Source organism: Pseudomonas sp. GL_090 (assembly GCF_057837765.1).
In genome coordinates, this window is the sequence record NZ_CM174452.1 from 197,968 (window position 1) to 224,874 (window position 26,907).

The following is a 26,907-nucleotide window of genomic DNA, read 5'->3' on the forward strand; positions in this document are numbered from 1 at the left end:
AAACAGCCGTTGCATTATCACTAAGCCCACACAGAAAACCAGTCGCCCTTTCAGATAAGAGTGGCTGGATGTGTCTTTCAACTATAATTCCAATCTTTTTGTAGGGACATGGATTGCCGGATGCCTGCCACCTATCGCGATGCCTTGCGTGCAGCGCTGCTCTATCTGTTGCTTTCTGTGGTTTGGCTGCAGATGAGTGGCTATTTATTAAACAGTTTCTTCGATAGCTCTGCCGAGCGACTGCGATGGCAACTGATCAACGGTTATGTCTGGGTACTGTTCAGCGCCGGGTTGATCTTCATTGCCCGGGCGCGGTTGCTGCGATGTCTGGGGATCGGTGCCAAGCTGCGTGAACGTGATGCCGACCGCACGCGCTTGCGCCAGGCGGCGGCCGTGTTCGACTGCACCCGCGAAGGCGTGCTGGTCACCAATCGGGAAGGCGTGATCGTCCATGTGAACCGGGCGTTCATGGAAATCACCGGTTACGGGTGTGAGGACGTGCTGGGGCAGCGGCCCAATCTGTTCAAGTCCGGACGACATTCCCCTGAGTTCTATCAGGTGATGTTTGCCGCGCTCGCCACTGTCGGGGAGTGGAGTGGAGAAATCTGGAACCGGCGCAAAAGCGGCGAGATTTACCCGCAATGGCAAACGATCCGCCTGATCCACGACGATTTCGGCAGGCCGAGCCAATATGTGGCGGTGTTTTCCGACATCAGTGCAATCAAGAACTCCGAACACGAGCTGATGCACCTGGCGCACCACGATCCGCTGACCGACCTGCCGAACCGCTTGCTGTTCACCGACCGCGCCGAACAGGCCCTGGCCTCGGCACAGGTCCACAAGCGTGGCTGCGCGCTGCTGATGATCGACCTCGATCACTTCAAGATGATCAACGACAGCCTCGGGCACACCATTGGCGACCAGTTGCTCAAGGCTGTGGCAGAGCGCCTGGGCGCCATGTTCGGTCCGGGCATCACCCTGGCCAGGCTGGGCGGAGATGAATTCGCCGTGCTTGCCGATAGTTGTCCGCAACTGGTTCAGGCCGCTGCGTTGGCCCAGCGGATCATCGATGGCCTTAAAGAGCCGTTCCTTATTGATGGGCACCAGCTGTCCATCAACACCAGCATCGGCATCAGCCTGTTCCCCAGCGATGCCTTGAGTGTCGAGCAAATGCTGCGTAATGCCGACTCTGCACTGTTCAAGGCCAAAAGCACGGGGCGCAATGATTATGCCCTGTACACCGAAGAGCTGACGGCCCACGCCCAGCAGCGGGTCGAGATCGCTTTCGAATTGCGCCGCGCCCTGGACCAGCAGGAGCTGCGGGTCCATTACCAGCCGGTTCACGACCTCAAGACCCGTCGCTTGATTGGCGTCGAGGCGCTGGTGCGTTGGCAGCACCCGCAGCGGGGCCTGGTGTCGCCGGCGGAATTCATTCCGGTCGCCGAACGAACCGGTCTGATTGCTGAAATCGATGCCTGGGTCATGGCGCAGGCGTGCCGGCAGATGTGTCAGTGGCAGCAGGGCGGGGTGGTGTTGTCGTTCGTCGCGGTCAACGTATCTTCGCGCCTGTTCGCCCGTCGTGAGCTGTACCAGCAAGTGGCGCAAGTCCTGCGCGAAACCGGGCTGGAACCGGCGTTTTTGGAGCTGGAAGTCACTGAAAGCGCGGTGATGGAAGATCCGGAAATCGCGCTGGAGCAGATGCATCGCCTGCGCGAGCTGGGTGTACGCCTGGCCATCGACGACTTTGGCACCGGTTATTCATCGCTGCTGCGACTCAAGCGTCTGCCGGTGCAAAAGTTGAAAATCGATCAGGGCTTTGTCGCCGGATTGCCGTGGGATGAGGATGATGCGGCGATTTCACGGGTGATCATTGCCCTGGCGCAAAGCATGGGCATGCAGGTACATGCGGAGGGGATCGAGCAGGTCGAACAGGCTGCTTTCCTGCTCGAACAGGGATGTGAGCTGGGGCAGGGCTATTGGTTCGGGCGGCCGGTGCCGGCGGCGCAGCTCGATTGGGCTCATGTCCCGGTCATCGCCTGATTTACAAAATCCCTGTGGGAGCGAGCTGTTCACCTCAAACCCTTACCCCTTCACTTAATCTCTTCTGGTTATATAAACATTCTTAAATAGTCTTTTTAAGAATATCTACACCTCTCTAGTATTGCTCTCAAGCCGCAAGCAGTGCCGACACTGCGAGGCAACCTCTCAGTTGAAGGAGCAGCAATATGAGCGCATCCCTGCGTAGCGTCGACGGTCAAGACGAAGCCACCATCCTGCGTGAAATCCAGAGTGCCCTGCGCGATCTGCGCTTTGGTGCCGTGGAAATCACCGTGCACAACGCCCAGGTGGTACAGATCGAGCGCAAGGAAAAATTCCGTTTGCAGCAGCCGGGCAACAAGCCGGGCTGAGGCGAATCAGGCAACGCGATATCCCATAAGAAAAAGCCAACAAACCAAGAATTCCAGGAGCTTTCACCATGTCGTCGATTCGTCATTTCGCTTTGGCCGCCCTGGCCAGCGCCCTTTTTGCCGGTTCCGCCGTTGCCAAGGACTACGAGCTGCTCAACGTGTCGTACGACCCGACCCGCGAGCTGTACCAGGACTACAATGCCGAGTTCATCAAGTTCTGGCAGAAGGACCACGCGGGCGACACCGTGAAGGTCCAGCAATCCCACGGCGGTTCGGGCAAGCAAGGTCGGGCGGTGATCGACGGCCTGCGCGCCGACGTCGTGACCCTGGCCCTGGCCGGTGATATCGACGAAATCGCCAAGCTTGGCAAGTCCCTGCCGGCGGACTGGCAAAAACGCCTGCCGGACGCTAGCACGCCTTACACCTCGACCATCGTGTTCCTGGTGCGCAAGGGCAACCCCAAAGGCATCAAGGACTGGGGCGACCTGATCAAGAATGACGTCTCGGTGATCACGCCGAACCCGAAAACCTCCGGTGGTGCGCGCTGGAACTTCCTCGCGGCGTGGGCCTATGGCCTGAAAGCCAATGGCGGCGACGAAGCCAAGGCCAAGGAATACGTACAGACCCTGTTCAAGCACGTGCCAGTGCTGGACACCGGCGCTCGCGGCTCGACCATTACCTTCGTCAACAACGGTCAGGGCGACGTATTGCTGGCCTGGGAAAACGAAGCCTTCCTGGCCCTGAAAGAAGAGGGCGGCGCCGACAAGTTCGACATCGTCGTGCCTTCGCTGTCGATTCTCGCCGAGCCACCCGTGGCGGTAGTCGACAAAAATGCCGAGAAAAAGGGCAACGAGCAGATCGCCGAGGCCTATCTCAAGCACCTGTACAGCCCGGCCGGCCAGGAAATCGCGGCGAAGAACTTCTATCGTCCACGTGACAAGGATGTGGCCGCCAAGTACGCCCAGCAGTTCCCGAAACTGGAACTGGTGAGCATCGACAAGGACTTCGGCGGCTGGAAAACCGCACAGCCGAAATTCTTCAATGACGGGGGCGTGTTCGACCAGATCTATCAGGCGCAGTAATCCTGATGTCAATTGGCTAAGGTGTTTAAGGTGTGGGAGCGAGCCTGCTCGCGAAGACGGTATTTCAGGCGACAGGGATGTTGACTGGTACTCCCCCCTTCGCGAGCAGGCTCGCTCCCACATGAATGCACTTGGCAGAACAAAATTTAACCAGGGACTTTTATGTCGCGTCGTATCTCCCCCGTCATACCCGGCTTCGGGCTGACGCTGGGCTACACCTTGGTGTACCTCAGCCTGATTGTGCTCATACCACTGGCGGCGATGTTCGTGCATGCCGCTCAACTCACCTGGGATCAGTTCTGGGCAATCATCTCGGCGCCACGGGTGCTGGCCGCGTTGAAGCTCAGCTTCGGCACCGCCCTGTGTGCCGCGATCATCAACGGCATCATCGGCACGCTGTTGGCCTGGGTATTAGTGCGCTATACCTTCCCTGGACGAAAAGTGATCGATGCAATGATCGACTTGCCGTTCGCATTGCCCACGGCGGTGGCCGGTATTGCGCTGACGGCGCTGTACACCCCAACCGGTCTGGTGGGTCAGTTTGCAGCGGATCTGGGTTTCAAGATCGCCTACACCCCTCTGGGCATCACCCTCGCCCTCACTTTTGTGACACTTCCATTCGTAGTACGTACCGTACAGCCAGTATTGGCGGATATTCCCCGTGAAGTGGAAGAAGCGGCAGCGTGCCTGGGGGCAAAACCGTTGCAGGTTTTCCGCCATATCCTGCTGCCGGCACTGCTTCCGGCATGGCTCACCGGTTTCGCCTTGGCCTTTGCCCGCGGGGTCGGCGAGTATGGTTCGGTGATTTTCATCGCCGGCAACATGCCGATGAAAACCGAGATTCTGCCGCTGCTGATCATGGTCAAGCTCGACCAATACGATTACACCGGCGCTACCTCCATTGGTGTACTGATGCTGGTGGTTTCCTTCGTCCTGTTGCTGCTGATCAACTTGTTGCAGCGGCGCATCGAAACCCCATAAGGAGGCGCACCCATGTCCCAATCGTCTATTGCTGCCGCTTCCTCGAACGCTGCCCGTCGTGGCAGTGCGACTTCTCGGCGAATCCTGATCGGCCTTGGCTGGCTGATTTTTGCACTGTTCCTGTTGCTGCCGCTGTTCATCGTGGTGTCCCAGGGGCTGAAGCTCGGCCTCGGGGCGTTTTTCACCGCGATCTTTGAGGCGGACGCGCTATCGGCGCTGAAGCTCACGGTCATCGCCGTGCTGATTTCGGTGCCGCTGAACCTGGTGTTCGGCGTCAGCGCCGCCTGGTGCGTGAGCAAGTACTCGTTCCGCGGCAAGAGCATGCTGGTGACCCTGATCGACCTGCCGTTCTCGGTATCGCCGGTGATCGCCGGCCTGGTCTATGTGCTGATGTTCGGCGCCCAGGGCCTGTTCGGCCCGTGGTTGCAGGACCACGACATCCAGATCGTCTTCGCCCTGCCGGGCATCGTGCTGGCGACGATCTTCGTCACCGTGCCGTTCGTGGCCCGTGAACTGATCCCGCTGATGCAGGAACAAGGCACCCAGGAAGAGGAGGCCGCGCGTCTGCTCGGGGCCAACGGCTGGCAGATGTTCTGGCACGTCACCGTGCCCAACATCAAATGGGGCCTGATCTATGGCGTGGTGTTGTGTACCGCGCGGGCCATGGGGGAATTCGGTGCGGTGTCGGTGGTGTCCGGGCACATTCGCGGGGTGACCAACACCCTGCCATTGCACGTCGAGATCCTCTACAACGAATACAACCACGTGGCGGCATTCGCCGTGGCGAGCCTGTTGCTGATCCTGGCGCTCTTCATCCTGCTGCTCAAGCAGTGGAGCGAAAACCGTATTAACCGCCTGCGCGCCAGCGCCGCGGAGGAATAACTCATGTCGATCGAAGTGCGTAACGTCAGCAAGAACTTCCATGCCTTCAAGGCGCTGGACAACATCAGCCTGGACATCCAGAGCGGCGAACTCGTCGCCTTGCTCGGTCCGTCGGGTTGCGGCAAGACCACGCTGCTACGGATCATCGCCGGCCTGGAAACCCCGGACCAGGGCAACATCGTGTTCCACGGTGAAGACGTTTCCGGCCACGACGTGCGCGATCGCAACGTCGGTTTCGTGTTCCAGCACTACGCGCTGTTCCGCCACATGACAGTGTTCGACAACGTCGCGTTCGGCCTGCGCATGAAGCCGAAAAGCCAGCGCCCGAGCGAAAGCCAGATCGCAACCAAAGTCCATGAACTGCTGAACATGGTGCAACTGGACTGGTTGTCGGATCGCTACCCGGAGCAACTCTCCGGTGGTCAGCGCCAGCGCATTGCCCTGGCTCGGGCGCTGGCGGTGGAGCCGAAAGTGCTGCTGCTCGACGAACCTTTCGGCGCCCTCGACGCCAAGGTCCGTAAAGAACTGCGCCGCTGGTTGGCGCGTCTGCACGAAGACATCAACCTGACCTCGGTGTTCGTGACCCACGACCAGGAAGAAGCGATGGAAGTCGCCGACCGTATCGTGGTGATGAACAAGGGTGTGATCGAACAGATCGGCTCACCGGGTGACGTCTACGAAAACCCGGCCAGCGATTTCGTCTATCACTTCCTCGGTGATTCGAACCGACTGCACCTGGGCGAAGACAAGCACGTGCTGTTCCGCCCGCACGAGGTGTCGTTGTCACGCCATGAGCTGGAAGATCACCACGCGGCTGAAGTGCGGGATATTCGACCGCTGGGCGCGACGACACGGGTGACGTTGAAGGTCGAAGGGCAGAGCGATCTGATCGAAGCTGAAGTGGTCAAGGATCACGACAGCCTGGTGGGTTTGGCGAAAGGCGAGACGCTGTTCTTCAAGCCGAAGGTCTGGCAGAAGGTTGCGAATATCTAAGGCAAAAGCTTCGCGAGCAGGCTCGCTCCCACAGTGGATTTGTGAACGACGCAAATCAGTGTGGGAGCGAGCCTGCTCGCGATAACTATCTAAACAGCGGCACGCTTCGGATTGACCCGCACCCCACCCGCCCGCGCCTCGATCTGCTCTTTGAGCTCATGCCGCATCCCCAGCAGGAACGCCAGCTCGGCCACCACAAACAACGGCCCGACAATCAACCCGGTCACGTCATCGACAAATGCCGGTTTGCGCCCTTCGTAGTGATGGCCGACAAACTGGATCGCCCAACCAATCACGAACATCGCCACGCCGCTGCCCAGCCAGACCAGCGTGCTTTGTTGCGCCAGCACCTGACCTGCCCAGACACACAGCCCGAGCAACACCGTCATCAGCACCCCAAGGCGCAGTTCAAGGCGCAGGTAAAACCACGCTGAGGCCAGTGACACCAGCACCGCCGGCGAAAGCCAGCCCCCGGCCCACTGCGGACGTGACAGCAGCACGGCCACGGCCACCACGATCAGCGGAATGCCGATAAAGTGCGAGGCGATGTTGCGCGGGTCACGGTGGTAGGCGGCGTATTGACTGAGGTGGTCGACGAGGCTTTTCATTGTTGTTCTCCTGTGGGGTGATTGATCATGCCCCGGGGTCACTTCCCGCTCTGTCAGCCAGGCGACAATCTCTAGGAGTTTTCATGGATATGCAGGTCTGGCGTCCACGCCTGATGAGCGGTCAGTGGTTCAGCCATTTGCCTGTTTCCCTACAGGATAGCCTGCTGTCGGTGGCCAGGCTGCGGCGCCTGTCGCCGGGGCAGCGGCTGTTCAAGCGTGGCGGTCCGCCCTGCGGCCTGTACGCGGTGCTTGAAGGCGCGGTGCGCGTCGGGGCAGTGAGTGAGCAGGGCAAGGAAGCGTTGCTGAGCCTGGTGGAGCCGCCGCACTGGTTCGGCGAAATCTGCCTGTTCGATGGCCAGCCACGCACCCACGATGCGTACGGCGTGGGCCAGTGCACGCTGCTGCACATTCCTCAGAACACCTTGCTGGCGCTGCTCGACGAGCAACCGCAGCACTGGCGGCAACTGGCGTTGCTGATGAGCCAGAAATTGCGCATGACCTTCATCAACCTCGAACAACTGAGCCTGTTGCCGGCTCCGGCACGGCTGGCGCACCGCTTGCTGATGATCGCCGAAGGCTATGGCGAGACCGCCCCACCGCGTCGCGTCCTGCAGCTGCCCCAGGAGCAGCTTGCCGCCATGTTGTCGCTATCGCGCCAAACCACCAACCAGATCCTCAAGGAGTTACAGGGGCAAGGGATCATCGGGCTGAGTTACGGCGAAATTGAAATCCTCGATGCCGTGCGGTTGCGGGTGCTGGCGATGGTTTGATGTCTGGTAGGGGCGTCAGCAAATGTAGCTGGACTTCAATCATGACATGAACTAAATACAATGCATAATCGTTAAACTGATAAAATATGCACTGTATACGATGCATGGTGGTGAAATGGAAAACCTTGGCAAGCTGATCCGAACGTTACGCAAGGAAAGAAAACTCTCCCAGCAGGCATTGGCACATCAGTACGGAATGAGCCGGGCGACGATCTCCGGCATTGAAAACAACACCCTCTCCGAAATTGGTCTGCGCAAGGTAGAGGCGATCCTCAATGGCTTCGGTTATGAGCTGACTGCCGTGCCGCGACAGTCGAAGCGGCCAACGCTGGATACCCTGAAAAAGGTGGATTTCCATGGATGAGCCGCAGGAGAAGGATCGACTGGCTATCAGCGTTTCCAACAGCGCGGTCGGAGTCCTTGGTCGTGGTCAGTCACCCGTTGATAGCGTGTTTGCCTACGCCGAAAACGCGTCAGAACAAAACGCCGTCTCGTTGACCATGCCGGTGCGGCTGGAGAGTTACGCGTGGGAATCGGGCGTTCCACCGGTTTTTGAAATGAATCTGCCTGAGGGAGCCCTGCGCGATGAATTGACTCGTCGCTTCAGCAAGGCCGTCCGAGGGTTTGACGATTTTTCGATGCTTGCCATCGTCGGCCCGCACCAGCTCGGAAGAGTTGGCATTTCAAAGGCGCCGGAGTTGATCGACCAGTCACCTGAAACCAGCCTGGCGGACCTTCTTGTACATGATGGTGCACAAGGTCTGTTCGAAGACCTCTTGCAGACCTATGGCCAGTATTCAGGCGTTTCCGGTGTACAGCCGAAGGTACTGGTGCGTGACAGCGCATCAACCATCGATCGGCTGTCCCATCGGGGGGCCACGCATCTGGTCAAAGCCTTTCGTCCTGAGCAATACCCGGAACTCGCTGCCAATGAATACTTCTGCATGCGGGCGGCGTTGCATTCGGGTCTTGAGGTACCGAAGTTTGAACTCAGTGAGCACGGCAAGTTTTTGATCGTTGAACGCTTCGATCTGAATGAAAAAGGTTACCTGGGGTTCGAGGACTTCTGCGTGCTCAATGCCTGGCCATCAAAAGCCAAATACGATGGTTCGTACGAAGGTGCGGCCAAGCAGATCAAGGCGTTTGTTTCCCCGCCTTTGCTCAATCAGGCACTGGAGTCGTTTTTCAAAATCGTCGCGCTGTCATCGGGTCTGAAAAATGGCGACGCGCACCTCAAGAACTTTGGCGTTCTGTACGAAGACTGTGGTGTCGATGCAGCAATCAGCCTGGCACCTGCCTACGACATCATCACCACGTCGGTCTACATCAAGACCGATAGCATGGCGTTGTTACTGGGCGGATCGAAGGCGTGGCCCAAGTACAAAATGCTGATGCGGTTTGGCCGCTCCGCCTGCAATTTGACCGAGGGGCGCTGCAACGAATTGCTGCAACAGGTCATCCATGGGATGGCAGTGGCGATGGGCGAGATGGGTCAACACATAAAGGCAAACAGTGCCTTTGCCGCAGTTGGAGAGGCAATGCTGGAGCAGTGGAAAGAGGGTATGGCGCGCAGCCTGGTCAAAGGCTGATCAGCGCAATCCATCCCGAAACTGCCCCGGCGTCATCCCCGTCCAGCGCTTGAACGCACGACTGAAGCTGCTGGTGTCGGCAAACCCGAGCAGATAACTGATCTCGCTCAACGAACATTGCGGGTCACGCAGGTGCAGCAGCGCGAGGTTTTCGCGGCTTTCGTTGAGCAGCGTGTCGAACCGGTAGCCTTCATCGGCCAGGTGCCGTTGCAGGCTGCGCAAGCTCAGGTGCAGGGCCTTGGCGATGTGTTCGGCGCTCGGTTCGCCTTCGGGCAGTTGTTCTTCAATGGCGTCGCGGACCTTGCGCTCCCACGTCAGTGGCTTGAGTTGCGCCAGGGTGCGCTTGAGCACGGTTTCATTGTGTTCGGCCAGCTCCGGATTGGCATCGTCCAGGTGGCTGTCGAAATCGACGAGGGCGAACTCCAGTCGGTCTTCGTCGGCGCCGAAGTGCACGGGCGAGCGAAAGACTTTATGCCATTGGTGTGCGTCTGCCGGCTCCGGGCGGCGCAGGTAGGTCGCCAGTGGCGCGTAGTCGCGACCCAGGCGATTGCGGCAGGTGCGCACGTAAATCGCCATGAACGCGTCGATGGCTTCGAAGGCAGGAGCCGGGTTGCCTACCGGAATTTTCAGACTGAAACAGTAGCGATCCTCGGCGCGGGTCAGCTCCAGTTCCAGGGCATCGCTGACCACCTGGTGATAACGCACGATGCGCTCGAACACTTCCCGCAGGCTGCCGCTGGCCACCAGCGCATAACCCAGCGCATGGAAAGTGGTCGGGCTGACGAAACGCGAAACCCGCAAACCGATCGCCGGATCGCCGCTGGCCTGCACCGCCAGATTCCACAGGTGCGTGGTGCCCGACAGCGGGTAGCGCGCGTTCGGGTCGTCCATCAGTTGCGGGTCGAGCCCCGCTTGCTGGCACAGGGCGGTGCTGTCGATGCCCAGGGCATCGAGTTGCTTGCGCAGGGCGCGGGTCCAGCTGGCGAGGGAGGTCGGTTCAGTCATGCTGATTGGCGCTTCCGGTCAACAGGTTGGCGTTCTCGGCTACCGCGTTGCGAAGGATCGCAAGGCAGGATGCAACCATCAATAACCAGAGGATGGAAGCATGAGCGGTACTTCTGCAAGCCCCCAGCGACTGAATGCATCACAGCGATCAGCGTATATCCGTGAAGTGGTACTGGCCAAAGGCGTCGAGTTGCGCGAGCGCTATCCGATTCTCAAGCATCAGGACGCCCTCGGTGCAGGCATTCTGACCTTCGCTTTGGCAGGTATGGTGGGTTCGGCGGCGCTCTACATGACCGGGCACATGGCCTGGTGGGCGTGCCTGTTGCTCAACGCCTTTTTCGCCTCGTTGACCCATGAACTGGAACACGACCTGATCCACAGCATGTACTTCCGCAAGCAGAAGGTGCCGCACAACCTGATGATGGGGTTGGTGTGGCTGGCGCGGCCGAGCACCATCAATCCGTGGATTCGCCGCCATCTGCACCTCAATCACCACAAGGTGTCGGGTTCTGAAACCGACATGGAAGAACGCGCCATCACCAACGGTGAACCATGGGGCATCGCGCGATTCTTGATGATTGGCGACAACATGATGTCGTCGTTCATCCGCCTGCTGCGGGCCAAGACCCGGGTGCAAAAGATCAGCATCATCCAGCGCACGCTGAAGGTCTACGCACCGCTGGCACTGATGCATTGGGGCGCCTGGTACGTGTTTCTCGGTTTCCACGCAGCGAACGGCGTAGCACACCTGATGGGCGCGCCGATCGAGTGGTCGGCGACCACGTTGTCGGTGATGCAGGTGATCGACATCGCGGCAGTCGTGATCATCGGCCCGAACGTGTTGCGCACGTTCTGCCTGCACTTCATCAGCTCGAACATGCACTACTACGGTGACGTGGAGCCGGGCAACGTGATGCAGCAGTGCCAGGTGCTGAACGCGTGGTGGTTGTGGCCGTTGCAGGCGTTCTGCTTCAACTTCGGCAGCAGCCACGGGATTCATCATTTTGTGGTGAAGGAGCCGTTCTACATCCGCCAGTTGACCGTGTCGGTGGGGCACAAAGTGATGCGCGAGATGGGTGTGCGGTTCAATGATTTCGGCACGTTTGCGCGGGCTAACCGGTTTGAGCGCGGGGATGAAGTGGCTGCGGAAAAGGTGCGTACAATCGGCGTTTGATTGGCTGTATTTGATGGCCCCATCGCGAGCAAGCTCGCTCCCACAGGGTTTGTTGGTGTGAATGCGATCTTTGCATCACATCGGCCTGTGTGGGAGCGAGCCTGCTCGCGAAAGCGGTGTATTAGGCAATATCAATCCGGCTGAAACGGCGACTCACTCAGGATCACCCCAGTCTCATCCACATACCGCTGCCAGTGCTCGATCAAGGCACCGAGCTTGTGCGGTTGGCTCGACGCCAGGTCATGAATCTCCCCTGGATCATTGCCCAGGTCATACAGTTGCCAGGTCGCCGGCCCGACCGGTCCCGGGATGTACACCGCCTTCCATTGCCCTTGTCGAATCGCCCGTCGACCGAACAATTCCCACCCGGTCACGGTGTGCTCGTCATGTACTTGCGCCGTCTCACCCGACAGGAACCCAAGCCACGACTTTCCGCGAACGTCCGCCACGGGCTTGCCGTGCCATTGCTTGCCCGGATGGCGCACGCCGGCAAGATCCAGAATGGTCGGCGTGATGTCCATCACCGTGCCGAAACCGTGGCTGATCTGGCCCTTGAGCGGCAGCTGCGGATAATGCACCAGCGCCGGAACACGGATCCCGCCTTCGGTGGTGAAGGCCTTGAACAACCGCGACGGCGCGGTCGCCACTTGCGCCCAGTTCGGCCCGTACCAGACGTAGGAGTTGGCGCGGCCGATGTTGTCCAGGCTGTTGTCGTAATGCTGGTTGAGATAGGTCAGCAACTGCGGGCCGAATTTCGGGAAGGCTTCGAGCAATGCCCCTTCGGCACCGTTATCGGACATGAACAGAATGAAGGTGTTGTCCAGTTGCCCCTGCTGGCGCAGGTAGTCGACGACCCGCCCGATGTTCCAGTCCATGCGCTCGACCATCGCCGCGTAAACCTCCATGGCCCGCGCGGAGATCTGCCGCTGCTCATCGCTCAGGGCATCCCATTGTGCAGTCAACTGGATCAACGGATGGGGCTCGACATCGGCCTCGATCAGCCCCAGTTTCTTGAGTTTTTCCAGGCGCTCAAGTCGCAGCACTTCAGGGCCGGCGTCATAACGCCCGCGGTATTTTTCCACCACTTCGACCGGCGCCTGCAAAGGCCAGTGCGGCGCGGAAAACGGCAGGTAGGCGAAGAACGGCCGGGTCTGGTCGCGCTCCTTGAGGTATTGCAGCAGCTTGTCGCCAAAGGCATCGGAGGAATAGAAATCCTTGGGCAGTTCATCGATGAATTGGTCGTCTTCGATGTACAGCGCCGGGGTGGATTTCAGCAGCCGTGGCGTTGTTTCATCGTAGGTCGGCTCAAAGCCGTAATGGTTGGCGGCACCGGGCAGCAACGAGAACGAACGCTCGAAACCCCGGGCGTGAGGTGCCAGCTCAGCGGTCAGGCCCAGGTGCCATTTACCGCTCATCAACGTCTGGTAACCCGCCTCGCGCAACAACTCGGGCAGGGCGACCACGCGGTCGTTCAGGTGCCCTTCGTAACCCGGTTTGCCGATCAGGTCCGGGGTCAATGCTTCGGCCATGGTGCCGATGCCTGCGATGTGGTGATCGGTGCCGGTGAGCAGCATCGACCGGGTCGGCGAGCAGGTCGGCGCGGTGTGAAAATCGGTGAGGCGCAAACCGTTGTTGGCCAGTGCATCGAGGTTCGGCGTATTGATTTCGCCACCGAAGGCGCCGATGTCGGAAAAGCCCAGGTCATCGGCCAGGATCACTAGAAAGTTGGGACGTTGCGGCATCAGGCATTTCCTTTTTCAGTAGGCAATGAAGGACAGCGGCAGATCGCGAACCTGCACCGGCACGGGGGGCTGGTAGTGATCGTCGCTGGTGAGTTCGTGCAGCAGTTCTTCGCGCAGCTGGTGGAAGTCGAAACTGCTGCGTTGGCGCGGATGGGGCAGGGCAATGTCGACCACTTGCTTGATCCGCCCCGGACGCGGCTCCATTACCACAACGCGGTCGGCGAGGAAGATCGCTTCCTCGACATCGTGGGTGACCAGCACCGTGGTGATTTTTGCCCGGGCGCGGATCGCCAACAGTTCGTCCTGCATCTGCTGGCGGGTCAGCGCATCGAGGGCGCCGAAGGGCTCGTCCAGCAGCAGAATCCGTGGGCTGGCCACTAGGCCGCGAGCGATGGCCACGCGCTGCGCCATGCCGCCGGAGAGCTGGTGTGGATAGGCGCGGGCGAAGTCGCCCAGGCCCACCAGTTCGATGAAATCATGGATACGCTTGTGCTTTTGCGCAGCGCTCAAAGGCTCGTTGACCAGGCCCAGACCGATGTTGTCGGCCACGCTCAGCCACGGGAACAAGCGGTGTTCCTGGAAGACGATGCCGCGCTCGCCGCCGATGCCGGTGACAGCTTTTCCATCCACGCTGATCTGCCCGCGAAATTGCGTATCGAGGCCCACCAGCAGTCGCAGCAAAGTGGATTTGCCGCAACCGCTGGAGCCGACGATGGCGACGAATTCGCCCTCGGCGATGTCCAGGTTGAATTCGCGGATGGCCTCAAGTGTGAAGCCGTCGACGTCGAAGGTTTTGCCCACGTGATTGAAGCTGACAATCGGTGCGTTCATGCGTGTCTCCAGCGAGTGGCGCGGATTTCCAGGCGTTGGCCAATGAGGTTGAGCAGGGCACCGGTCAGGCCCACCAGCAGCATGCCGGCCATGATCAGGTCCATGCGCAGCAGTTGCTGGGCGCCGATCATCTGGCTGCCGATGCCGCCGTTGGACGGCATGAAATATTCGGCGCCGATGGTGCCGAGCCAGGCGTAGATCAGGCTTAGCCGAAGCCCTGCAAAAATCCCCGGTGCCGCGCCCGGTAGCACCAGTCGACCGAGTCGCTGGCACAGATTCAGGCGCAGCACCTGCGCGGCCTCGTTCAGTTGCGGCGACAGGTGGGCGACGCTGCGTTGGGTGGCGATGAACAGCGGGAAAAAGGCGGCCAGGGCAACGAACACCCACTTGGCCAATTCCCCCAGACCGAACCACGCGGTGAGCAGCGGCACCCAGGCGAAAATGGCGATCTGGCGGAGGGCGGCGAGGGTCGGGCCGAGCACGCGCTCACTGGTGCGCGACAACCCCAGCAACAGCCCCAAGGCAAACCCGAGCCCGCCACCGAGCAGCAATCCGCCAAGGGTTCGGCCCAGGCTCAGGGCCATGCCGCCAATCAGCGTGCCGTCGAGCAATCCATCCCGAGTCGTCTGCAGGACCGCCAGCGGGCTGACCAGAATGTTCGCGTCAATCCATTGCTGATCCGAAGTCAGTTGCCACAACGCCAGGAGCGCCAGTGGCAGCAGCCACGGTTGCAATCGCTGCCAGCCTTGATAACGCGGCCCACGACGGATTTCGGCGGTGGCCGGGTGCGGCCAGTGCACCAGTTTCCTGTCCAGCAGACCGATGCCGCGATCCATCGCCACGCCGATCAAGCCGATCACCACGATGCACACGAACACGATGTCGAGCATGAACAACTGCCGCGCCCAGACCATCAGGTAGCCGATGCCTTCGCTGGAAGCGAGCAGTTCGACAGCGAGCAGTGAAGTCCAGCCGGCGGCCAGCGCGAGGCGCACACCGGCCATGAACGCCGGCAGCGCGGCAGGCAGCACCAGGCGGCGGATCAACAGGTGCCTGGGCAGGCGCAACACGGCGGCGGCTTCGCGCAACTTGGGTTGTGCGTCGCGCACACCGACCAGCGTATGCAGGGTTACCGGCACCACGATGGCCTTGATCAGCACCACCAGTTTCAGCACCTCACCGATGCCGAAAAACACCATGAACAACGGAATCCAGGCCAGGGTCGGGACTTGGGCCAACCCGGCAAAGGTTGGAAATACCAGGCGCTCCAGTCGACGACTGAAACCCAGTGCCGCACCCAAAACAGCACCCGCGATGATCCCGGCCAGCAAGCCCCAGAACAAGCGCTGAAGACTGATCCATAAATGGCTCCACAACTCGCCTTGGGACAGCTCCAGTGCACTGCTCCAGACAAGGCTCGGTGCCGGCAGGATCTGCTCGCTCATCCAGTGATTGCGGCTGGCGAGCCACCAGAGCGTGAATAGGGTGATTGGTAGCAACCAAGGCAACAGCCGACGACTCAAGCTGGGCCAGAGGCGCTGGTTTTCCAGTGGTGGCGCGGCTAGCGGCAGGCTGAGAAGAGAAACACGGGCCATGAGTGACCTCCGTTGTCGGGTTGCAATAAAGACCTGCTTTTTTGTAGGAGTGAGCCTGCTCGCGATAGCGGTGTGTCAGGCAAAGATGTCTCGATTGACCTTCCGCTATTCGCGAGCAGGCTCGCTCCTACAAGGGTTCAAGGCGTATGCAAAATTGATCTATAAAATTCAAAATCAATACTATTGAGAGATAAGAGAAGCCATTTATGGCCTCCCTAAGCCTCCGCATCCAATGCATTCGAAGAATATTTTTGATGCCGTTTGGGCATATCGGCGGAGAGCCCCGGATGCATTGACATAGACCTAAACGATCTAAAAATGTGAATTTATAGTATTTAAGTGTTGGTGAAGATTCAGCCTAGTTTCAGCTCCTCAACGCCCGTCGCCCCAAGGAGCCGCACCCATGAAACTTCCCTTCAAACGTGTCATCAGTTTGTTCGCCGCACCGGCCCTGGCGGGGCTGCTGGCTTTCACGGTCAACGCTAGCGAACTCAAGGAAATCCGCATCGCGGTGCCGGACCTGAGTGCCGGTACCCAGCACAGCGGCGGCGGTGTGGTGGATGTGCTGCGTGATCAACAGATCTTCGAAAAGGCTTTCGCCGATCAAGGCATCAAGATTCAGTGGAGCTTCTTCAAGGGCGCAGGCCCCGTGATTAACGAGGCGTTCGCCAACGGTCAGGTGGACCTGGCCTACCTCGGCGATCTGGCGGCCATCATCGGCAAGTCCAATGGTCTGGATACGCGACTGCTCAGTGCCTCGGCGCGCGGGGTAAAGCATTACCTCGGCGTAGTGCCGGGTTCGGGGATCAAGACCCTGCAGGACCTAAAGGGCAAACGCGTGGCGATCTTCCGTGGCACCGCCAGCCAGCTGTCCTTCGATGCGGCGCTGGCCAGCAAGGGGTTGAGCGAGAAGGACGTGAAAGTCATCAACCTGGACTTCAACGCGGCGGTCGCGGCGCTGGCGGCGAAGCAGATCGATGCGTCGTGGGGCGGTTCCGGGCTGACGGCGTTGCAAGCCAAGGGGCTGGCCGAGTTGCCGCTCAATACCAAGGATCTGGGCGGCGCCGGCAGTGTGCAGGCGGTGCTGATAGGGACCGGGAAGTTTGTCGATGCGCATCCGGAAGCGGTGGCGAAACTGCTCAAGGCCCAACAGCAGGCCGTGGAGTGGCTGACCCAGGACAGCAACAAGGACGCTTACATTCAGTTGGTGTCGGGGCTGGCGAGTTATCCGGCGGTGATCCTCACGCAGGATCTGAAGGATCAGAAGCTGAGCGAGGTTTTCCCCTCGACGCTTGATCCAGTGTTCCTTGGCAAGTTGCAGGATGCGGTGGATTTGGCTTCGCAGCAGAAGCTGATCCGCAAGTCGTTCAAGGTCAGCGATTGGGTGGCGCCGGAGTTGGCGGCGGCGAAGCTCTGAAATTTCTGGCGGTCTTACTGGCCCCATCGCGAGCAGGCTCGCACACAGGGGATCTCTGTCGGACACACAGTTTGTGTACGACTCAAATCCAATGTGGGAGCGAGCCTGCTCGCGATGGGGCCATCAAACCGCGACGCTGATCTGCTGCCTGTCCACCGCCACCAACGTCTCGATCATCGCCCGCGCCGCCGGCGACAAGCGGAACCCGGTGCGACTGACGATCCCGCACCGCGCATTCATGCTCTCGATGTTCTGCGGCAGATTGCGCCAGTGCAGTAGTGCCAGGGAACCCTGGGCAATGTCTTCAACAAACGCTTCTTCAGTCCCCACGCCAATCGCATTCGATTGCAGCACCACTTTCACCAGCGCCGGGAAATGCTCGGTCTCGATGGTCGGTGAAAAATCCACTCGCCCACTGAGGTTCGCCAGCAGTTTGCGAATGCCCGGCGGAATCATCGTAGTCGCCAGTGGGTAATCGAACATGTCGTTGGTCGACAGGCTCTCCTTGGCCAGCAGCGGGTGCCCGGGTCGGCAGAAAAACACACCGCGCTTGGGCGTCAGGGCCTGGGTCTGAAAGTTCGGGTCAGACTCGAAATGGCGGATGTCGGCGATGAAAAATTCGATCTCCTCACGGCTCAGGGCGCGGCTGAGTTTTTCCCAGTTATCCACCTCGAAACAGGTGCGCACTTTCGGGTGCGCATTGATGAATTGCGCCACCGCATCCGGCACCAGTTTCACCGCCGGTGCCGGGCCGCAACCGAAGCGCAGTTCACCGGCATCGAGCTTGGTCATCTGCGTCACTTCGGCATTCAAGAGGGCCGCGCCTTGTACCAGGCTGCGGGCATGTTGCAGCACCACCAGACCTTCGGGGGTGGGGCGCAAGTCCTTGTTGCCACGGTCCACCAACACGCAGCCGAACTCGTGTTCGAGCCCCTGAATGCTGCGGCTGAAGGCAGGCTGGGTAATGCCCATGGCCTCGGCCGCGCGCACGAAACTGCGGTGCTCGTCGAGGGCGATGAAGTAACGCAACTGGCGAAGATCCATATGCTTTTCCGGCATCCTAAAAATAGCTCGAAGGCATTTGCGACGAGGGTTGACTGAGGTTTTAAATGCAACCTCTTATTCCGTCAACGAAGCATTCAGATATCTATTAGATCTAGATAGAATATAGATAGAGCAGTGTTTCGCGGCCGGTTCAACCGTAAGCAGTCTGATGAGGGTCTACCCATGAGCAATGCCGCTTTCGCAGTACAACCCGCTGTTCACGCGCTTGAAATCCATCCGGTGGCCGGTCGCATCGGTGCCGAAATCCGTGGCGTACAGCTTTCGGGCGAACTGGATGCCGCCACTGTTGAAGCCATTCAACAGGCACTGCTGCAATACAAAGTGATCTTCTTCCGCGAGCAGACCCAGCTCGACGATCAGCGCCAGGAGGCGTTCGCCCACCTGCTCGGCGAGCCGGTGGCACACCCGACCGTACCAGTGCGCGAAGGCACGCGTTTTCTGCTGGAACTGGACGGTGCCGAAGGCCAGCGAGCCAGCTCCTGGCACACCGACGTGACCTTCGTCGAGGCCTACCCCAAAGCCTCGATCCTGCGCTCGGTGGTGGCGCCGGCTTTCGGTGGCGACACCCTGTGGGCCAACACCGCCACTGCCTATGAAGGGTTGTCGGTGGAGCTGCGTGAGCTGGCCGACAAACTGGTCGCCGTGCACAGCAACGAATACGACTACGCCGGCGCCCGGCCTGACGTCTCTGCCGAGAAGCTGGAGCGCTATCGCAAGATCTTCACCTCGACCGTCTACGAGACCGAACACCCGGTGGTCCGCGTGCACCCGGTCAGCGGTGAGAAGAGCCTGTTGCTGGGGCATTTCGTCAAACGCATCAAGGGCTATTCCCAGGCCGATTCGGCGCACCTGTTCGGCTTGCTGCAAAGTCATGTGATCCGCCAGGAAAACATCGTGCGCTGGCGCTGGAAGGCTGGCGATGTGGCGATCTGGGACAACCGCTCCACCCAGCATTACGCGGTGGATGACTACGGGACCCAGGACCGCATCGTGCGCCGGGTAACGCTCAAGGGCGAGGTGGCGGTGGGTGTGAACGGGCAGGTCAGCCAGACGGTGAAAGGGCCGGATATCGACGGCGTCTGACCTGACGCTATCGCGAGCAGGCTCGCTCCCACAGGGGATTTGTGGCGTACACAAAACCAATGTGGGAGCCAGCCTGCTGGCGATGGCGGCCAATCAAGCAATTCAGAATTCTTTTGATCGGGAACCCCGCCTTATGAGTCCGTTGCACGTCGCTTCAACCTCTTCACCCCAACGGCTCAAACGCCTGCCCCTGGCCTTGTTGCTGGCAGGCAGCGCCAGTTGGACCCAAGGCTATGCGGCCGAAAGCGCTACCCCGCAAACCACACCCACTAAAACCGCCACGGCCGACAGCGCGCAATTGGAAACCGTGACGGTCACCACTCGCCGCCGCGAAGAAAGTTCGCAGGATGTGCCGACGCCGATGAGCGTGGTCAGCGGCCAGACCCTGGAAACCCAGCGGGTCTATCGCATCCAGGATCTGCAGCAGCTGGTACCCAGTGTCAACGTCGCCTACATGCATGCGCGTCAGTCCAGTGTGTCGATCCGTGGCCTGGGCAACAACCCGGCCAGCGATGGCCTGGAAGGCAGTGTCGGCCTGTACATCGACAACGTTTACCTCGGCCGCCCCGGCATGGCCGTATTCGACCTGATGGACATCGAGCAGCTCGAAGTGCTGCGCGGTCCGCAAGGCACCTTGTTCGGCAAGAACACCACCGCTGGCGTGATCAATATCAGCACCCGCGCGCCGACCTTTACCCCTGAGCGCAGCATCGAATCTTCGGTGGGCGAGGACGGATACTTCCAGACCAAGGGCACGATTTCCGGCCCGCTGAATGACGAACTGGCCGGACGCTTTTCTGCGTATCGCACCCGCAGCGATGGTGACATCAAGAACGAGTTCGACGGCCACGAGTTAAACGGCGGCTCGCGCGATGGCTTCCGTGGCCAGTTGCTGTTCAAGCCCAACGAGTCATTCAGCCTGCGCTGGATCGGCGACTACAACGAAGAAGATTCCAGCGCCGGCACTCGTGTGTTGTTCAACACCGGGCCGACCATCAATGGCACCAATCTTTACCAGCGCCGGGCCAATGCGGCGGGCGCGACACTGGTCGACGGCACGCACCGCAAGGTCAACCTGAACAACGACCAGCACGTCACCGTGCATCAGGGCGGCACGTCGGTCGAGGCCAACTGGACACTGCCAAGCGACTTCACACTGACCTCTATCAGCTCTTATCGCTGGTGGAATTTCACCCCGCGCAACGATGATGGTCTGGACGTTTCCACCTTCTTCAATGCTGGGGTTTCGGTGGAGGATAAGCAGTATTCACAGGAGTTTCGCCTGGCGTCGCCTACCGGTGGATTCTTCGATTACGTGCTCGGCGCCTATTACTTCGGCTCCGATCTGGACAACACATCCTTCGCCTTTTACGGCCCGCAAGCGGACATCTGGAACGGCACGCCCAACGGCGCTTTGAACAACATCGATAGTGTTGGCAACGGTCATATCGAAACCAACAGCTTTGCGCTGTTCGCCCAAGGCACCTGGCACCTGACCGAACGCCTGGATTTCACCGCCGGCCTGCGCGGCACCTATGAAGAGAAAAACGCCAGGGTGACCCGTGATGCACCGGCCGGTGGTGCAGCGGTCACCGGTGCGGCGGCCGCGGCACGACGTGCTCGCGCTGGCGTCTTCGATTCCGGCGATTTGAATCAGTACAACTCCAGTCCCTCGGGCCTGTTGAACCTCAGTTACCGCCTCACCGACGACCTGCTTACTTACGCCACGTTGTCCCATGGCGAAAAATCCGGTGGGGTCAACCTGGCCGTCGGCACGGCGCCGGTTGCCGGCGCCGACTCGCTGCTGATCGGCACCGAGCGCGCCAATAACGCGGAACTCGGTTTCAAGAGCACCCTGTGGGACCGTCGCCTGCAACTCAACGCCAACCTGTTCTGGACCCAGGTCAACGGCTATCAGACCAACGCCTACGACGACGTCAATCGCGTGCAATACCTGACCAACGCCGGCTCCGTGCGCTCCCGTGGCGTGGAGTTCGAAAGCACCCTGATCCCGCTGCGTGGCCTGACGTTGAACATCAACGGCTCGTACAACGACGTCAGCTACCTCTCGTACAAGGACGCGCCGTGCCCGCCGGAAGTCAGCCTGGCGCCAGGCGCTCCAGCATCCTGCGACCTCAGCGGCCATCAAGTGGTGGGTGCTTCGAAATGGATCGGCAACGCCAACGGCGAATACAAATGGAACCTGAACAACGGCTTTGAAGAGTACGTCACCGCCAGCTATGCGTTCCGCTCCAAAGCGGTGGGCACGGTGGAAGATTCCGACTTCGGGCAGATCCCGAGTTATGCGGTGGTCAACCTCTCCACCGGCCTTCGCGGCGACTTCAACCAAGGGCAGTGGGACGTTTCGTTGTGGCTGAAAAACGCCTTCGACAAAACCTATTACACGACGCTGTGGACGGCCGCCAATGGTGGTTATGAAGGCCTGCTCGGCACACCGCGGACGCTGGGCGTGACCGGTCGCTACGACTTCTGACGGCGAAAAACCATGCCTTGGATGAATACTTTCAATGCGGGCAAGGCATCGGTTTTTTTTCCACTACGCCGGAGCCCTTGAACGACGGGCTCTGGCGGTGGATTGATGGTTTTATATATTCTCTTATGGTCTAAATATAAGTTTAAACATTACTTTCAGAGCTAAGCGTTCAAGCCAATGATTGCTCTACCAGGGCGCCGTCGGGGGATGTTCAGAACGACGTTCCGGTAATCCACAAAGAGACCGCAGGGAGTTAAACAATGGGCAATGTCCAGATCGCCGCCGGTGCACATGAAGTGCTGTGGCGCCAGGCGCCCGGTGGTGAGTTGGTCGACCTCGGCCGACCGCACCGGGTGCCCTTGGGCCAGTTGCGTTTGCAGCGTGCACCCAAAGGCGTCCTTCGCCGAAGGGAAACGGTCCTGCTCGGCGTGCTGGCGTTGCTGGTGCATGGCGCGGTGATCTATTGGGTCAATCAGCAACCGACCACCGTGCTGCCCATGGTGCCGCCGCAGATTCCGCCGATGACCATCGAGTTCTCGCGTCCGGCGCCACCAGTGGTCGAGCCTCCGCCTCCGCAACCGGTGCAGCCAGTGGTTGAGCCGCCACCGCCCGTGGAAGACGAGTTGGCAGTGAAGCCTGCGCCACCTAAACCAGTTCCGAAGCCAAAGCCCGTGGCTAAACCGCTACCGAAACCGACACCAAAAGCCGTTGAACAACCACCCGCGCCAGCGAAACCGACAGCGCCTGTCGCCGCCCCGGCACCACCTGCACCGCCGGCGCCCGCACCTGTGACACCAGCCTCGGCCACCGCCGGTTACTTGAAAAACCCGGCACCGCAATACCCCTCGCTGGCCCAGCGTCGCGGCTGGGAAGGCACGGTGTTGTTGCGCGTACATGTGCTGGCCAGCGGCAAGCCCGGCGAGATCCAGCTCCAGAAAAGCAGCGGTCGCGATGCACTCGACGAAGCCGCGCTGAACGCGGTGAAACGCTGGAGTTTCGTGCCGGCCAGGCGAGGTGATGTCGCCCAGGACGGCTGGGTCAGCGTGCCCATCGATTTCAAGATTCATTAAACCGAAACCAAATTCGCGCGAAACGTTTACACGAGGAATACACCATGACGTTACTGGCATCTCCACTTGAATCCATCGAAAGCGCGGTGATCTGGCTGCTGGTGGTTTTTTCCGTCGCGACCTGGGGTCTGGCATTGCTCAAGGGCGTGCAGTTCGTTCGCCTCAAGGCACAGGATCGAAGGTTTCATCAGCAGTTCTGGGCCGCGTCGAGCCTCGACTCGGCAGCCGAGCTGAGCGAAACCCGGCCCGGCGCGGCAGCCCGGGTTGCACAGGCTGGTTATGCGGCAATCCAGGTGGGCGAGGCGCCGCAGGCGGCGGACTTGAGCCAGGCGATCAATCATCAGGATCGTCTGGAGCGTGCCTTGCGTCAGCAGATCGTGCGTGAGCGTCGGTCGCTGGAAACCGGGTTGGCGGTACTGGCGAGCATTGGCAGCACCTCGCCATTCATTGGTTTGTTCGGCACGGTGTGGGGAATCATGGAAGCGTTGAAAGGCATCAGCGCGGCGGGCTCGGCAAGCCTTGAAACGGTCGCCGGGCCGATTGGCGCGGCACTGGTCGCCACCGGCGTGGGGATCGCCGTCGCGGTGCCGGCGGTACTGGTTTACAACTATTTTTTGCGTCGTTTGAAATTGACGGCGGCGGACCTGGATGACTTCGCCCACGACTTCTACAGCCTGGCGCAGAAGAGTTCGTTCCGTGTACTGATCCACCCGACGGCGCACAAGGCGGCAGCCCAGGGCAATGTGCAGAAAGTGAAGGAGGCGTCCTGATATGGCCTTCTCCACGCAAGACACCGATGAGGTGCTCAGCGAGATCAACGTGACGCCGCTGGTGGATGTGATGTTGGTGCTGCTGGTGGTGTTCATCGTCACCGCGCCGCTGCTGACCAACGCCATTGCGATCAACCTGCCCAAGACCGAAGCGGTGGCGCCGGTGGAGCAGAAAGACCCGTTGGTGGTGAGCATCGACGGTGCCGGCAAGCTGTTTATCAACAAGGACGAGATACAGCCGGACTTGCTGGAGTTCAACCTCAAGTCGGCGAAGGCCAAGGACCCCGAGGTGCGCGTGCAGTTGCAGGCGGACGATGGGGTGAATTACGGCGAAGTAGCCCGGGCCATGGCGTCGATTGAACGAGCAGGGATTACCAAGCTGTCGGTGATTACTGCGCGCTAACAGATTTTCGTTTTCCGGGGCCGTCTCCTTGGCAGGGTGCGGCCCTTTTTTTGCCTCGATTTTCACAACGCCGCAACCCCTGTGGGAGCGAGCCTGCTCGCGATGGCGTCTTCAAATTCAACATCAAAGGTGGCTGATCCACCGCCATCGCGAGCAAGCTCGCTCCCACAGGTCATATGTTTAATATTCGATATAGATCTTAATAAATAGCTTCTTATTCCTTAACGAATATAAATCCTCTCCCTATACTCGACCGGGAACAGACACGCAGCAGGAGAGCTCCCCCATGCGCAACGAATCAATTCGCTACCTGATTGTGCCGGGCTGGCAAGGATCGCCAGAAGATCATTGGCAAAGCCACTGGCAGAACAGCCTGCCGAACAGCGCACGGGTGGAACAGGCCGACTGGTTGACGCCGCGTCGTGAAGACTGGGTCGCGGCGCTGGCCGAGGCGATTGCCGCCGACAGCACGCCGGTGATTCTCATTGCCCACAGCCTGGGTTGCATCACCGTCGCCCATTGGGCCGCGAGCGCTCCCGTGCAGTTTTTGCGTCAAGTGCGCGGCGCCTTGCTCGTCGCGCCAGCCGATGTCGAACGCCCGGCCTGCGCGCCGGCCTTGCGCAATTTCGCGCCGATCCCGACGGATCTGCTGCCGTTCCCCAGCCAGGTTGTCAGCTCCGACAACGACAGCGCCGTCAGTGCACCGCGAGCTCTGGAGCTGGCGCGTCAGTGGGGCGCCGAGGCGGGGATTCTGGCGGGTGCGGGGCATATCAACGTGAAGTCCGGTCACCAGCGTTGGGAGCAGGGTTTTGCCTATCTCTATCGATTGCAAAACCGCATGGAACACCACGCCCTGCGTCGCGCTTGAACACTTTCCTTATTTAACGCCCCCGTCTCCCGGCGGTTTTGGGCGGGAGTCTGCCATGAGCTTTGAAACCTTTGGCCAGCCGCTGCTGACCTTTCCCGATGCGGAAAAAAGTCCCCTGAGCATCCGCGCCAAGGCGCTGGTGTTTGTCGATCCACGTTCACGGCAATTACGTGAAGACCTTGAGCAACTGGCCACGCGTTCAGTGTCAGTGCTTATCCGTGGCGAAACCGGCACCGGCAAGGAATTGCTGGCCCGCCATATCCACCGCGCCAGTGATCGCGGCGGGTTGTTCGTGTCGGTCAACTGCGGCGCCATCAGCCCGACCTACGCCGACGCCGAGTTGTTCGGCTATGCGGCGGGCAGCTACAGCGGCTCGGCGAGCAGTCGTGCCGGGTGGTTCGGTTCGGCCAACGGCGGCACGCTGTACCTGGACGAAATCGGCGACCTGCCGCTGCCGATCCAGACCAAACTGCTCGCTGCGCTGGAAAACCACGAAGTCACCCGCGTCGGTGCCCATCAGCCGAGCCCGGTGGATGTACGGCTGGTGGCGGCCACCAGCATCGATCTGGCCCAGGCGGTTGCCGCCGGAAAATTCCATGAACGGCTCTATCACTACCTTAGCGAAGGCCAGCTCGAACTGCCGGCACTGCGCGAACGCACGGGGGACATCCTGTCGCTGGCCGAATACTTCCTCGGGATCTACAGCCAGCGTCTCGGCCTGCCAGTGCCACTGATCAGCGAAGCGGCGCAGCTTGTGCTGGAGCGCCACAGTTGGCCGGGCAATACCCGGGAGCTGGAAAACATCATTCACTTTGCGCTGCTGGTGAGTACGGGCGACGAGATTTTGCCGGAACATTTGAATTTGCCGGATACAGGCTTGGGACAGCTTGAACAGCAGCTCAAGCAGATTATCGGCAATGGTTCGGCCGATGAAAAAGCGGCTTTGAAGCGATTGATAGCCGACGCGGGACTCCTGTAGGAGCGAGCCTGCTCGCGATGGACGTCAACGATGACGCGGCGCACTGAATGTACGCGTTGCCCTTGCGACCATCGCGAGCAGGCTCGCTCCCACAGCTGTATGAACAAAATGGAATATGAAGCTGAATAAACGTTATTGTTCGGGAATAAAAAATCCCGGTATTGTCCGCTTCACGCCAGCGATAGCACTTCACTGGCACTCTCATATTCAAGCCGTCGCCACAAGCGGCTGTGATTTTCGATAAGGACACTGCATGAAAAAGGTTCTGTTGTTCACCGCACTGGCGGCTGCCCTGACCACGGGCCTGGCCCAGGCTGGCGAGAAACTGGTGGTTGCCGCGACCCCGGTGCCACACGCCGAGATTCTCGAGCTGATCAAGCCAACCCTCGCCAAAGAAGGCGTGGACCTGGAAATCAAGGTTTTCACCGACTACGTTCAGCCGAACGTGCAGGTCGACCAGAAGCGTCTGGACGCCAACTACTTCCAGACCCTGCCGTACCTCAAGAGCTTCAACGAAGGCAAAGGCACTCACCTGGAAACCGTGATCGGTGTTCACGTTGAACCCTTCGGTGGCTACTCGAAGAAAGTCAAAACCCTGGCTGAGTTGAAAGACGGCGCGACCATTGCCATCCCGAACGAAGGCAGCAACAGCGGCCGTGCCCTGATCCTGCTGCAGAAGGCTGGCCTGATCGAGTTGAAAGACCCGAAAAATGCCGTGTCGACCCCGAAAGACATTGCCAAGAACCCGCACAACTTCAAGTTCAAGGAACTCGAATCGGCCATGTTGCCGCGTGTGCTGGATCAGGTTGACCTGGACATGATCAACACCAACTACGCGCTGGAAGCGGGCCTGAACCCGGCGAAAGACGCGCTGATCATTGAAGGTGCCGATTCGCCTTACGTGAACTACCTGGTGGCCCGTCCGGACAACAAGGACAGCGTTGCCATCCAGAAACTGGCCAAGGCCCTGACCAGCCCGGAAGTGAAAGCATTCATCGAGAAAAAGTACAGCGGCGCGGTACTGCCGGCGTTCTGATTCGCGAAGCAAACCCCCTCAAGATTTCCCGCGCCGACGGCTGATTTAGCGTCGGCGTCTTT

At 60.1% G+C, this 26,907-nt stretch carries 25 protein-coding genes; 19 read left to right on the plus strand and 6 right to left on the minus strand.

Annotated elements, in window-relative coordinates; genetic code table 11:
* Positions 1–120 precede the first annotated feature (120 nt).
* The 6 genes from dibA to AC3ITA_RS00880 all read left to right on the plus strand — a co-directional run bounded on the left by dibA (position 121) and on the right by AC3ITA_RS00880 (position 6,346).
* Entirely contained in the window at positions 121–2,040 is a 1,920-nt protein-coding gene (gene dibA, locus AC3ITA_RS00855; RefSeq protein ID WP_489279149.1) for a phosphodiesterase DibA, read from the plus strand.
* A gap of 185 nt (positions 2,041–2,225) precedes the next feature.
* Entirely contained in the window at positions 2,226–2,408 is a 183-nt protein-coding gene (oscA, locus tag AC3ITA_RS00860; RefSeq protein ID WP_007975618.1) for a sulfur starvation response protein OscA, read from the plus strand.
* A 68-nt stretch (positions 2,409–2,476) separates the two neighbouring features.
* Entirely contained in the window at positions 2,477–3,490 is a 1,014-nt protein-coding gene (locus AC3ITA_RS00865) for a sulfate ABC transporter substrate-binding protein (protein ID WP_150673727.1), read from the plus strand.
* 162 nt (positions 3,491–3,652) lie between these two features.
* On the plus strand, positions 3,653–4,471 hold the full coding sequence (gene cysT / locus AC3ITA_RS00870; protein ID WP_007972956.1) for a sulfate ABC transporter permease subunit CysT: 819 nt from the start codon (positions 3,653–3,655) through the stop codon (positions 4,469–4,471).
* Between the two features lie 12 nt (positions 4,472–4,483).
* The gene (gene cysW / locus AC3ITA_RS00875; RefSeq protein ID WP_008045439.1) at positions 4,484–5,353 is read left to right on the plus strand and encodes a sulfate ABC transporter permease subunit CysW; all 870 of its coding nucleotides are present in this window, start codon (positions 4,484–4,486) and stop codon (positions 5,351–5,353) included.
* A 3-nt stretch (positions 5,354–5,356) separates the two neighbouring features.
* Positions 5,357–6,346: a sulfate/molybdate ABC transporter ATP-binding protein gene (locus AC3ITA_RS00880; RefSeq protein WP_095945006.1), complete on the plus strand. Its 990-nt coding sequence runs from the start codon at positions 5,357–5,359 to the stop codon at positions 6,344–6,346.
* 89 nt (positions 6,347–6,435) lie between these two features.
* Here the strand turns inward: AC3ITA_RS00880 and AC3ITA_RS00885 are convergent, their stop codons facing one another.
* Positions 6,436–6,954, minus strand: coding sequence for an Mpo1 family 2-hydroxy fatty acid dioxygenase (locus AC3ITA_RS00885; RefSeq protein ID WP_489279151.1), 519 nt, complete (start codon positions 6,952–6,954; stop codon positions 6,436–6,438).
* Positions 6,955–7,037: 83 nt separating this feature from the next.
* Between AC3ITA_RS00885 and AC3ITA_RS00890 the strand changes: the two genes are divergently transcribed.
* From AC3ITA_RS00890 to AC3ITA_RS00900, 3 genes are all read left to right on the plus strand, one after another.
* Entirely contained in the window at positions 7,038–7,724 is a 687-nt protein-coding gene (locus AC3ITA_RS00890) for a Crp/Fnr family transcriptional regulator (protein ID WP_095945004.1), read from the plus strand.
* A 115-nt stretch (positions 7,725–7,839) separates the two neighbouring features.
* On the plus strand, positions 7,840–8,088 hold the full coding sequence (locus tag AC3ITA_RS00895) for a helix-turn-helix domain-containing protein (RefSeq protein WP_095945003.1): 249 nt from the start codon (positions 7,840–7,842) through the stop codon (positions 8,086–8,088).
* Positions 8,081–9,313 (plus strand): type II toxin-antitoxin system HipA family toxin, encoded by a 1,233-nt coding sequence (locus AC3ITA_RS00900; RefSeq protein WP_150673726.1) that lies wholly within the window; start codon positions 8,081–8,083, stop codon positions 9,311–9,313. Before AC3ITA_RS00895 ends, AC3ITA_RS00900 begins: the two co-directional genes overlap by 8 nt.
* On the opposite strand, the gene AC3ITA_RS00905 is transcribed toward AC3ITA_RS00900, so the two are convergent.
* The gene (locus AC3ITA_RS00905) at positions 9,314–10,318 is read right to left on the minus strand and encodes an AraC family transcriptional regulator (protein WP_095945001.1); all 1,005 of its coding nucleotides are present in this window, start codon (positions 10,316–10,318) and stop codon (positions 9,314–9,316) included.
* Between the two features lie 100 nt (positions 10,319–10,418).
* Here AC3ITA_RS00905 and AC3ITA_RS00910 point away from each other — a divergent pair, with 100 nt between their 5' ends.
* Complete coding sequence (locus AC3ITA_RS00910) at positions 10,419–11,492, plus strand: fatty acid desaturase (RefSeq protein WP_489279152.1); 1,074 nt, start codon at positions 10,419–10,421, stop codon at positions 11,490–11,492.
* Between the two features lie 131 nt (positions 11,493–11,623).
* On the opposite strand, the gene AC3ITA_RS00915 is transcribed toward AC3ITA_RS00910, so the two are convergent.
* Genes AC3ITA_RS00915 through AC3ITA_RS00925 form a run of 3 tightly spaced genes read right to left on the minus strand, consistent with a single transcriptional unit; the run spans position 11,624 to position 15,660 of the window.
* Entirely contained in the window at positions 11,624–13,234 is a 1,611-nt protein-coding gene (locus tag AC3ITA_RS00915; protein WP_095944999.1) for an arylsulfatase, read from the minus strand.
* A gap of 15 nt (positions 13,235–13,249) precedes the next feature.
* Complete coding sequence (locus AC3ITA_RS00920; protein WP_095944998.1) at positions 13,250–14,065, minus strand: ABC transporter ATP-binding protein; 816 nt, start codon at positions 14,063–14,065, stop codon at positions 13,250–13,252.
* Positions 14,062–15,660, minus strand: a complete 1,599-nt coding sequence (locus AC3ITA_RS00925) for an ABC transporter permease (RefSeq protein WP_095944997.1) — start codon at positions 15,658–15,660, stop codon at positions 14,062–14,064. Before AC3ITA_RS00925 ends, AC3ITA_RS00920 begins: the two co-directional genes overlap by 4 nt.
* A gap of 403 nt (positions 15,661–16,063) precedes the next feature.
* Between AC3ITA_RS00925 and AC3ITA_RS00930 the strand changes: the two genes are divergently transcribed.
* A complete protein-coding gene (locus AC3ITA_RS00930) occupies positions 16,064–17,077 on the plus strand; it encodes an ABC transporter substrate-binding protein (protein WP_489279154.1) in 1,014 nt (337 codons plus the stop codon).
* A gap of 123 nt (positions 17,078–17,200) precedes the next feature.
* Here AC3ITA_RS00930 and AC3ITA_RS00935 read toward each other — a convergent pair whose 3' ends face one another.
* Complete coding sequence (locus tag AC3ITA_RS00935) at positions 17,201–18,121, minus strand: LysR family transcriptional regulator (RefSeq protein WP_095944995.1); 921 nt, start codon at positions 18,119–18,121, stop codon at positions 17,201–17,203.
* Between the two features lie 183 nt (positions 18,122–18,304).
* Here AC3ITA_RS00935 and AC3ITA_RS00940 point away from each other — a divergent pair, with 183 nt between their 5' ends.
* The 8 genes from AC3ITA_RS00940 to AC3ITA_RS00975 all read left to right on the plus strand — a co-directional run bounded on the left by AC3ITA_RS00940 (position 18,305) and on the right by AC3ITA_RS00975 (position 26,845).
* Positions 18,305–19,225, plus strand: a complete 921-nt coding sequence (locus tag AC3ITA_RS00940; RefSeq protein WP_489279156.1) for a TauD/TfdA dioxygenase family protein — start codon at positions 18,305–18,307, stop codon at positions 19,223–19,225.
* Positions 19,226–19,358: 133 nt separating this feature from the next.
* The gene (locus AC3ITA_RS00945) at positions 19,359–21,719 is read left to right on the plus strand and encodes a TonB-dependent receptor (RefSeq protein ID WP_489279158.1); all 2,361 of its coding nucleotides are present in this window, start codon (positions 19,359–19,361) and stop codon (positions 21,717–21,719) included.
* A gap of 260 nt (positions 21,720–21,979) precedes the next feature.
* Positions 21,980–22,789: an energy transducer TonB gene (locus AC3ITA_RS00950; RefSeq protein WP_489279159.1), complete on the plus strand. Its 810-nt coding sequence runs from the start codon at positions 21,980–21,982 to the stop codon at positions 22,787–22,789.
* Between the two features lie 44 nt (positions 22,790–22,833).
* The gene (locus AC3ITA_RS00955) at positions 22,834–23,559 is read left to right on the plus strand and encodes a MotA/TolQ/ExbB proton channel family protein (protein WP_095944991.1); all 726 of its coding nucleotides are present in this window, start codon (positions 22,834–22,836) and stop codon (positions 23,557–23,559) included.
* 1 nt (position 23,560) lies between these two features.
* Positions 23,561–23,962 carry an ExbD/TolR family protein gene (locus tag AC3ITA_RS00960; RefSeq protein WP_489279161.1) on the plus strand — a complete coding sequence of 134 codons (402 nt, stop codon included), beginning with the start codon at positions 23,561–23,563 and terminating at the stop codon, positions 23,960–23,962.
* Between the two features lie 286 nt (positions 23,963–24,248).
* Positions 24,249–24,830 carry an alpha/beta hydrolase gene (locus tag AC3ITA_RS00965; RefSeq protein ID WP_095944989.1) on the plus strand — a complete coding sequence of 194 codons (582 nt, stop codon included), beginning with the start codon at positions 24,249–24,251 and terminating at the stop codon, positions 24,828–24,830.
* A gap of 55 nt (positions 24,831–24,885) precedes the next feature.
* The gene (locus AC3ITA_RS00970) at positions 24,886–25,809 is read left to right on the plus strand and encodes a sigma 54-interacting transcriptional regulator (RefSeq protein ID WP_095944988.1); all 924 of its coding nucleotides are present in this window, start codon (positions 24,886–24,888) and stop codon (positions 25,807–25,809) included.
* A gap of 253 nt (positions 25,810–26,062) precedes the next feature.
* Positions 26,063–26,845 (plus strand): MetQ/NlpA family ABC transporter substrate-binding protein, encoded by a 783-nt coding sequence (locus tag AC3ITA_RS00975; protein ID WP_008045406.1) that lies wholly within the window; start codon positions 26,063–26,065, stop codon positions 26,843–26,845.
* The last annotated feature ends 62 nt before the right edge of the window (positions 26,846–26,907 follow it).

What these genes read in the sequence shown, in the direction of transcription:
- AC3ITA_RS00865 (WP_150673727.1), top strand. Translation starts at nt 2,477, where the DNA reads ATGTCGTCGATTCGTCATTTCGCTTTGGCCGCCCTGGCCAGCGCCCTT.
- dibA (WP_489279149.1), top strand. Translation starts at nt 121, where the DNA reads ATGCCTGCCACCTATCGCGATGCCTTGCGTGCAGCGCTGCTCTATCTG.
- AC3ITA_RS00945 (WP_489279158.1), top strand. Translation starts at nt 19,359, where the DNA reads ATGAGTCCGTTGCACGTCGCTTCAACCTCTTCACCCCAACGGCTCAAA.
- AC3ITA_RS00960 (WP_489279161.1), top strand. Translation starts at nt 23,561, where the DNA reads ATGGCCTTCTCCACGCAAGACACCGATGAGGTGCTCAGCGAGATCAAC.
- AC3ITA_RS00880 (WP_095945006.1), top strand. Translation starts at nt 5,357, where the DNA reads ATGTCGATCGAAGTGCGTAACGTCAGCAAGAACTTCCATGCCTTCAAG.
- AC3ITA_RS00970 (WP_095944988.1), top strand. Translation starts at nt 24,886, where the DNA reads ATGAGCTTTGAAACCTTTGGCCAGCCGCTGCTGACCTTTCCCGATGCG.
- AC3ITA_RS00975 (WP_008045406.1), top strand. Translation starts at nt 26,063, where the DNA reads ATGAAAAAGGTTCTGTTGTTCACCGCACTGGCGGCTGCCCTGACCACG.
- AC3ITA_RS00890 (WP_095945004.1), top strand. Translation starts at nt 7,038, where the DNA reads ATGGATATGCAGGTCTGGCGTCCACGCCTGATGAGCGGTCAGTGGTTC.
- AC3ITA_RS00955 (WP_095944991.1), top strand. Translation starts at nt 22,834, where the DNA reads ATGACGTTACTGGCATCTCCACTTGAATCCATCGAAAGCGCGGTGATC.
- AC3ITA_RS00910 (WP_489279152.1), top strand. Translation starts at nt 10,419, where the DNA reads ATGAGCGGTACTTCTGCAAGCCCCCAGCGACTGAATGCATCACAGCGA.
- AC3ITA_RS00940 (WP_489279156.1), top strand. Translation starts at nt 18,305, where the DNA reads ATGAGCAATGCCGCTTTCGCAGTACAACCCGCTGTTCACGCGCTTGAA.
- AC3ITA_RS00925 (WP_095944997.1), bottom strand. Translation starts at nt 15,660, where the DNA reads ATGGCCCGTGTTTCTCTTCTCAGCCTGCCGCTAGCCGCGCCACCACTG.
- cysW (WP_008045439.1), top strand. Translation starts at nt 4,484, where the DNA reads ATGTCCCAATCGTCTATTGCTGCCGCTTCCTCGAACGCTGCCCGTCGT.
- AC3ITA_RS00915 (WP_095944999.1), bottom strand. Translation starts at nt 13,234, where the DNA reads ATGCCGCAACGTCCCAACTTTCTAGTGATCCTGGCCGATGACCTGGGC.
- AC3ITA_RS00895 (WP_095945003.1), top strand. Translation starts at nt 7,840, where the DNA reads ATGGAAAACCTTGGCAAGCTGATCCGAACGTTACGCAAGGAAAGAAAA.
- AC3ITA_RS00885 (WP_489279151.1), bottom strand. Translation starts at nt 6,954, where the DNA reads ATGAAAAGCCTCGTCGACCACCTCAGTCAATACGCCGCCTACCACCGT.
- oscA (WP_007975618.1), top strand. Translation starts at nt 2,226, where the DNA reads ATGAGCGCATCCCTGCGTAGCGTCGACGGTCAAGACGAAGCCACCATC.
- AC3ITA_RS00930 (WP_489279154.1), top strand. Translation starts at nt 16,064, where the DNA reads ATGAAACTTCCCTTCAAACGTGTCATCAGTTTGTTCGCCGCACCGGCC.
- cysT (WP_007972956.1), top strand. Translation starts at nt 3,653, where the DNA reads ATGTCGCGTCGTATCTCCCCCGTCATACCCGGCTTCGGGCTGACGCTG.
- AC3ITA_RS00900 (WP_150673726.1), top strand. Translation starts at nt 8,081, where the DNA reads ATGGATGAGCCGCAGGAGAAGGATCGACTGGCTATCAGCGTTTCCAAC.
- AC3ITA_RS00950 (WP_489279159.1), top strand. Translation starts at nt 21,980, where the DNA reads ATGGGCAATGTCCAGATCGCCGCCGGTGCACATGAAGTGCTGTGGCGC.
- AC3ITA_RS00905 (WP_095945001.1), bottom strand. Translation starts at nt 10,318, where the DNA reads ATGACTGAACCGACCTCCCTCGCCAGCTGGACCCGCGCCCTGCGCAAG.
- AC3ITA_RS00935 (WP_095944995.1), bottom strand. Translation starts at nt 18,121, where the DNA reads ATGGATCTTCGCCAGTTGCGTTACTTCATCGCCCTCGACGAGCACCGC.
- AC3ITA_RS00920 (WP_095944998.1), bottom strand. Translation starts at nt 14,065, where the DNA reads ATGAACGCACCGATTGTCAGCTTCAATCACGTGGGCAAAACCTTCGAC.
- AC3ITA_RS00965 (WP_095944989.1), top strand. Translation starts at nt 24,249, where the DNA reads ATGCGCAACGAATCAATTCGCTACCTGATTGTGCCGGGCTGGCAAGGA.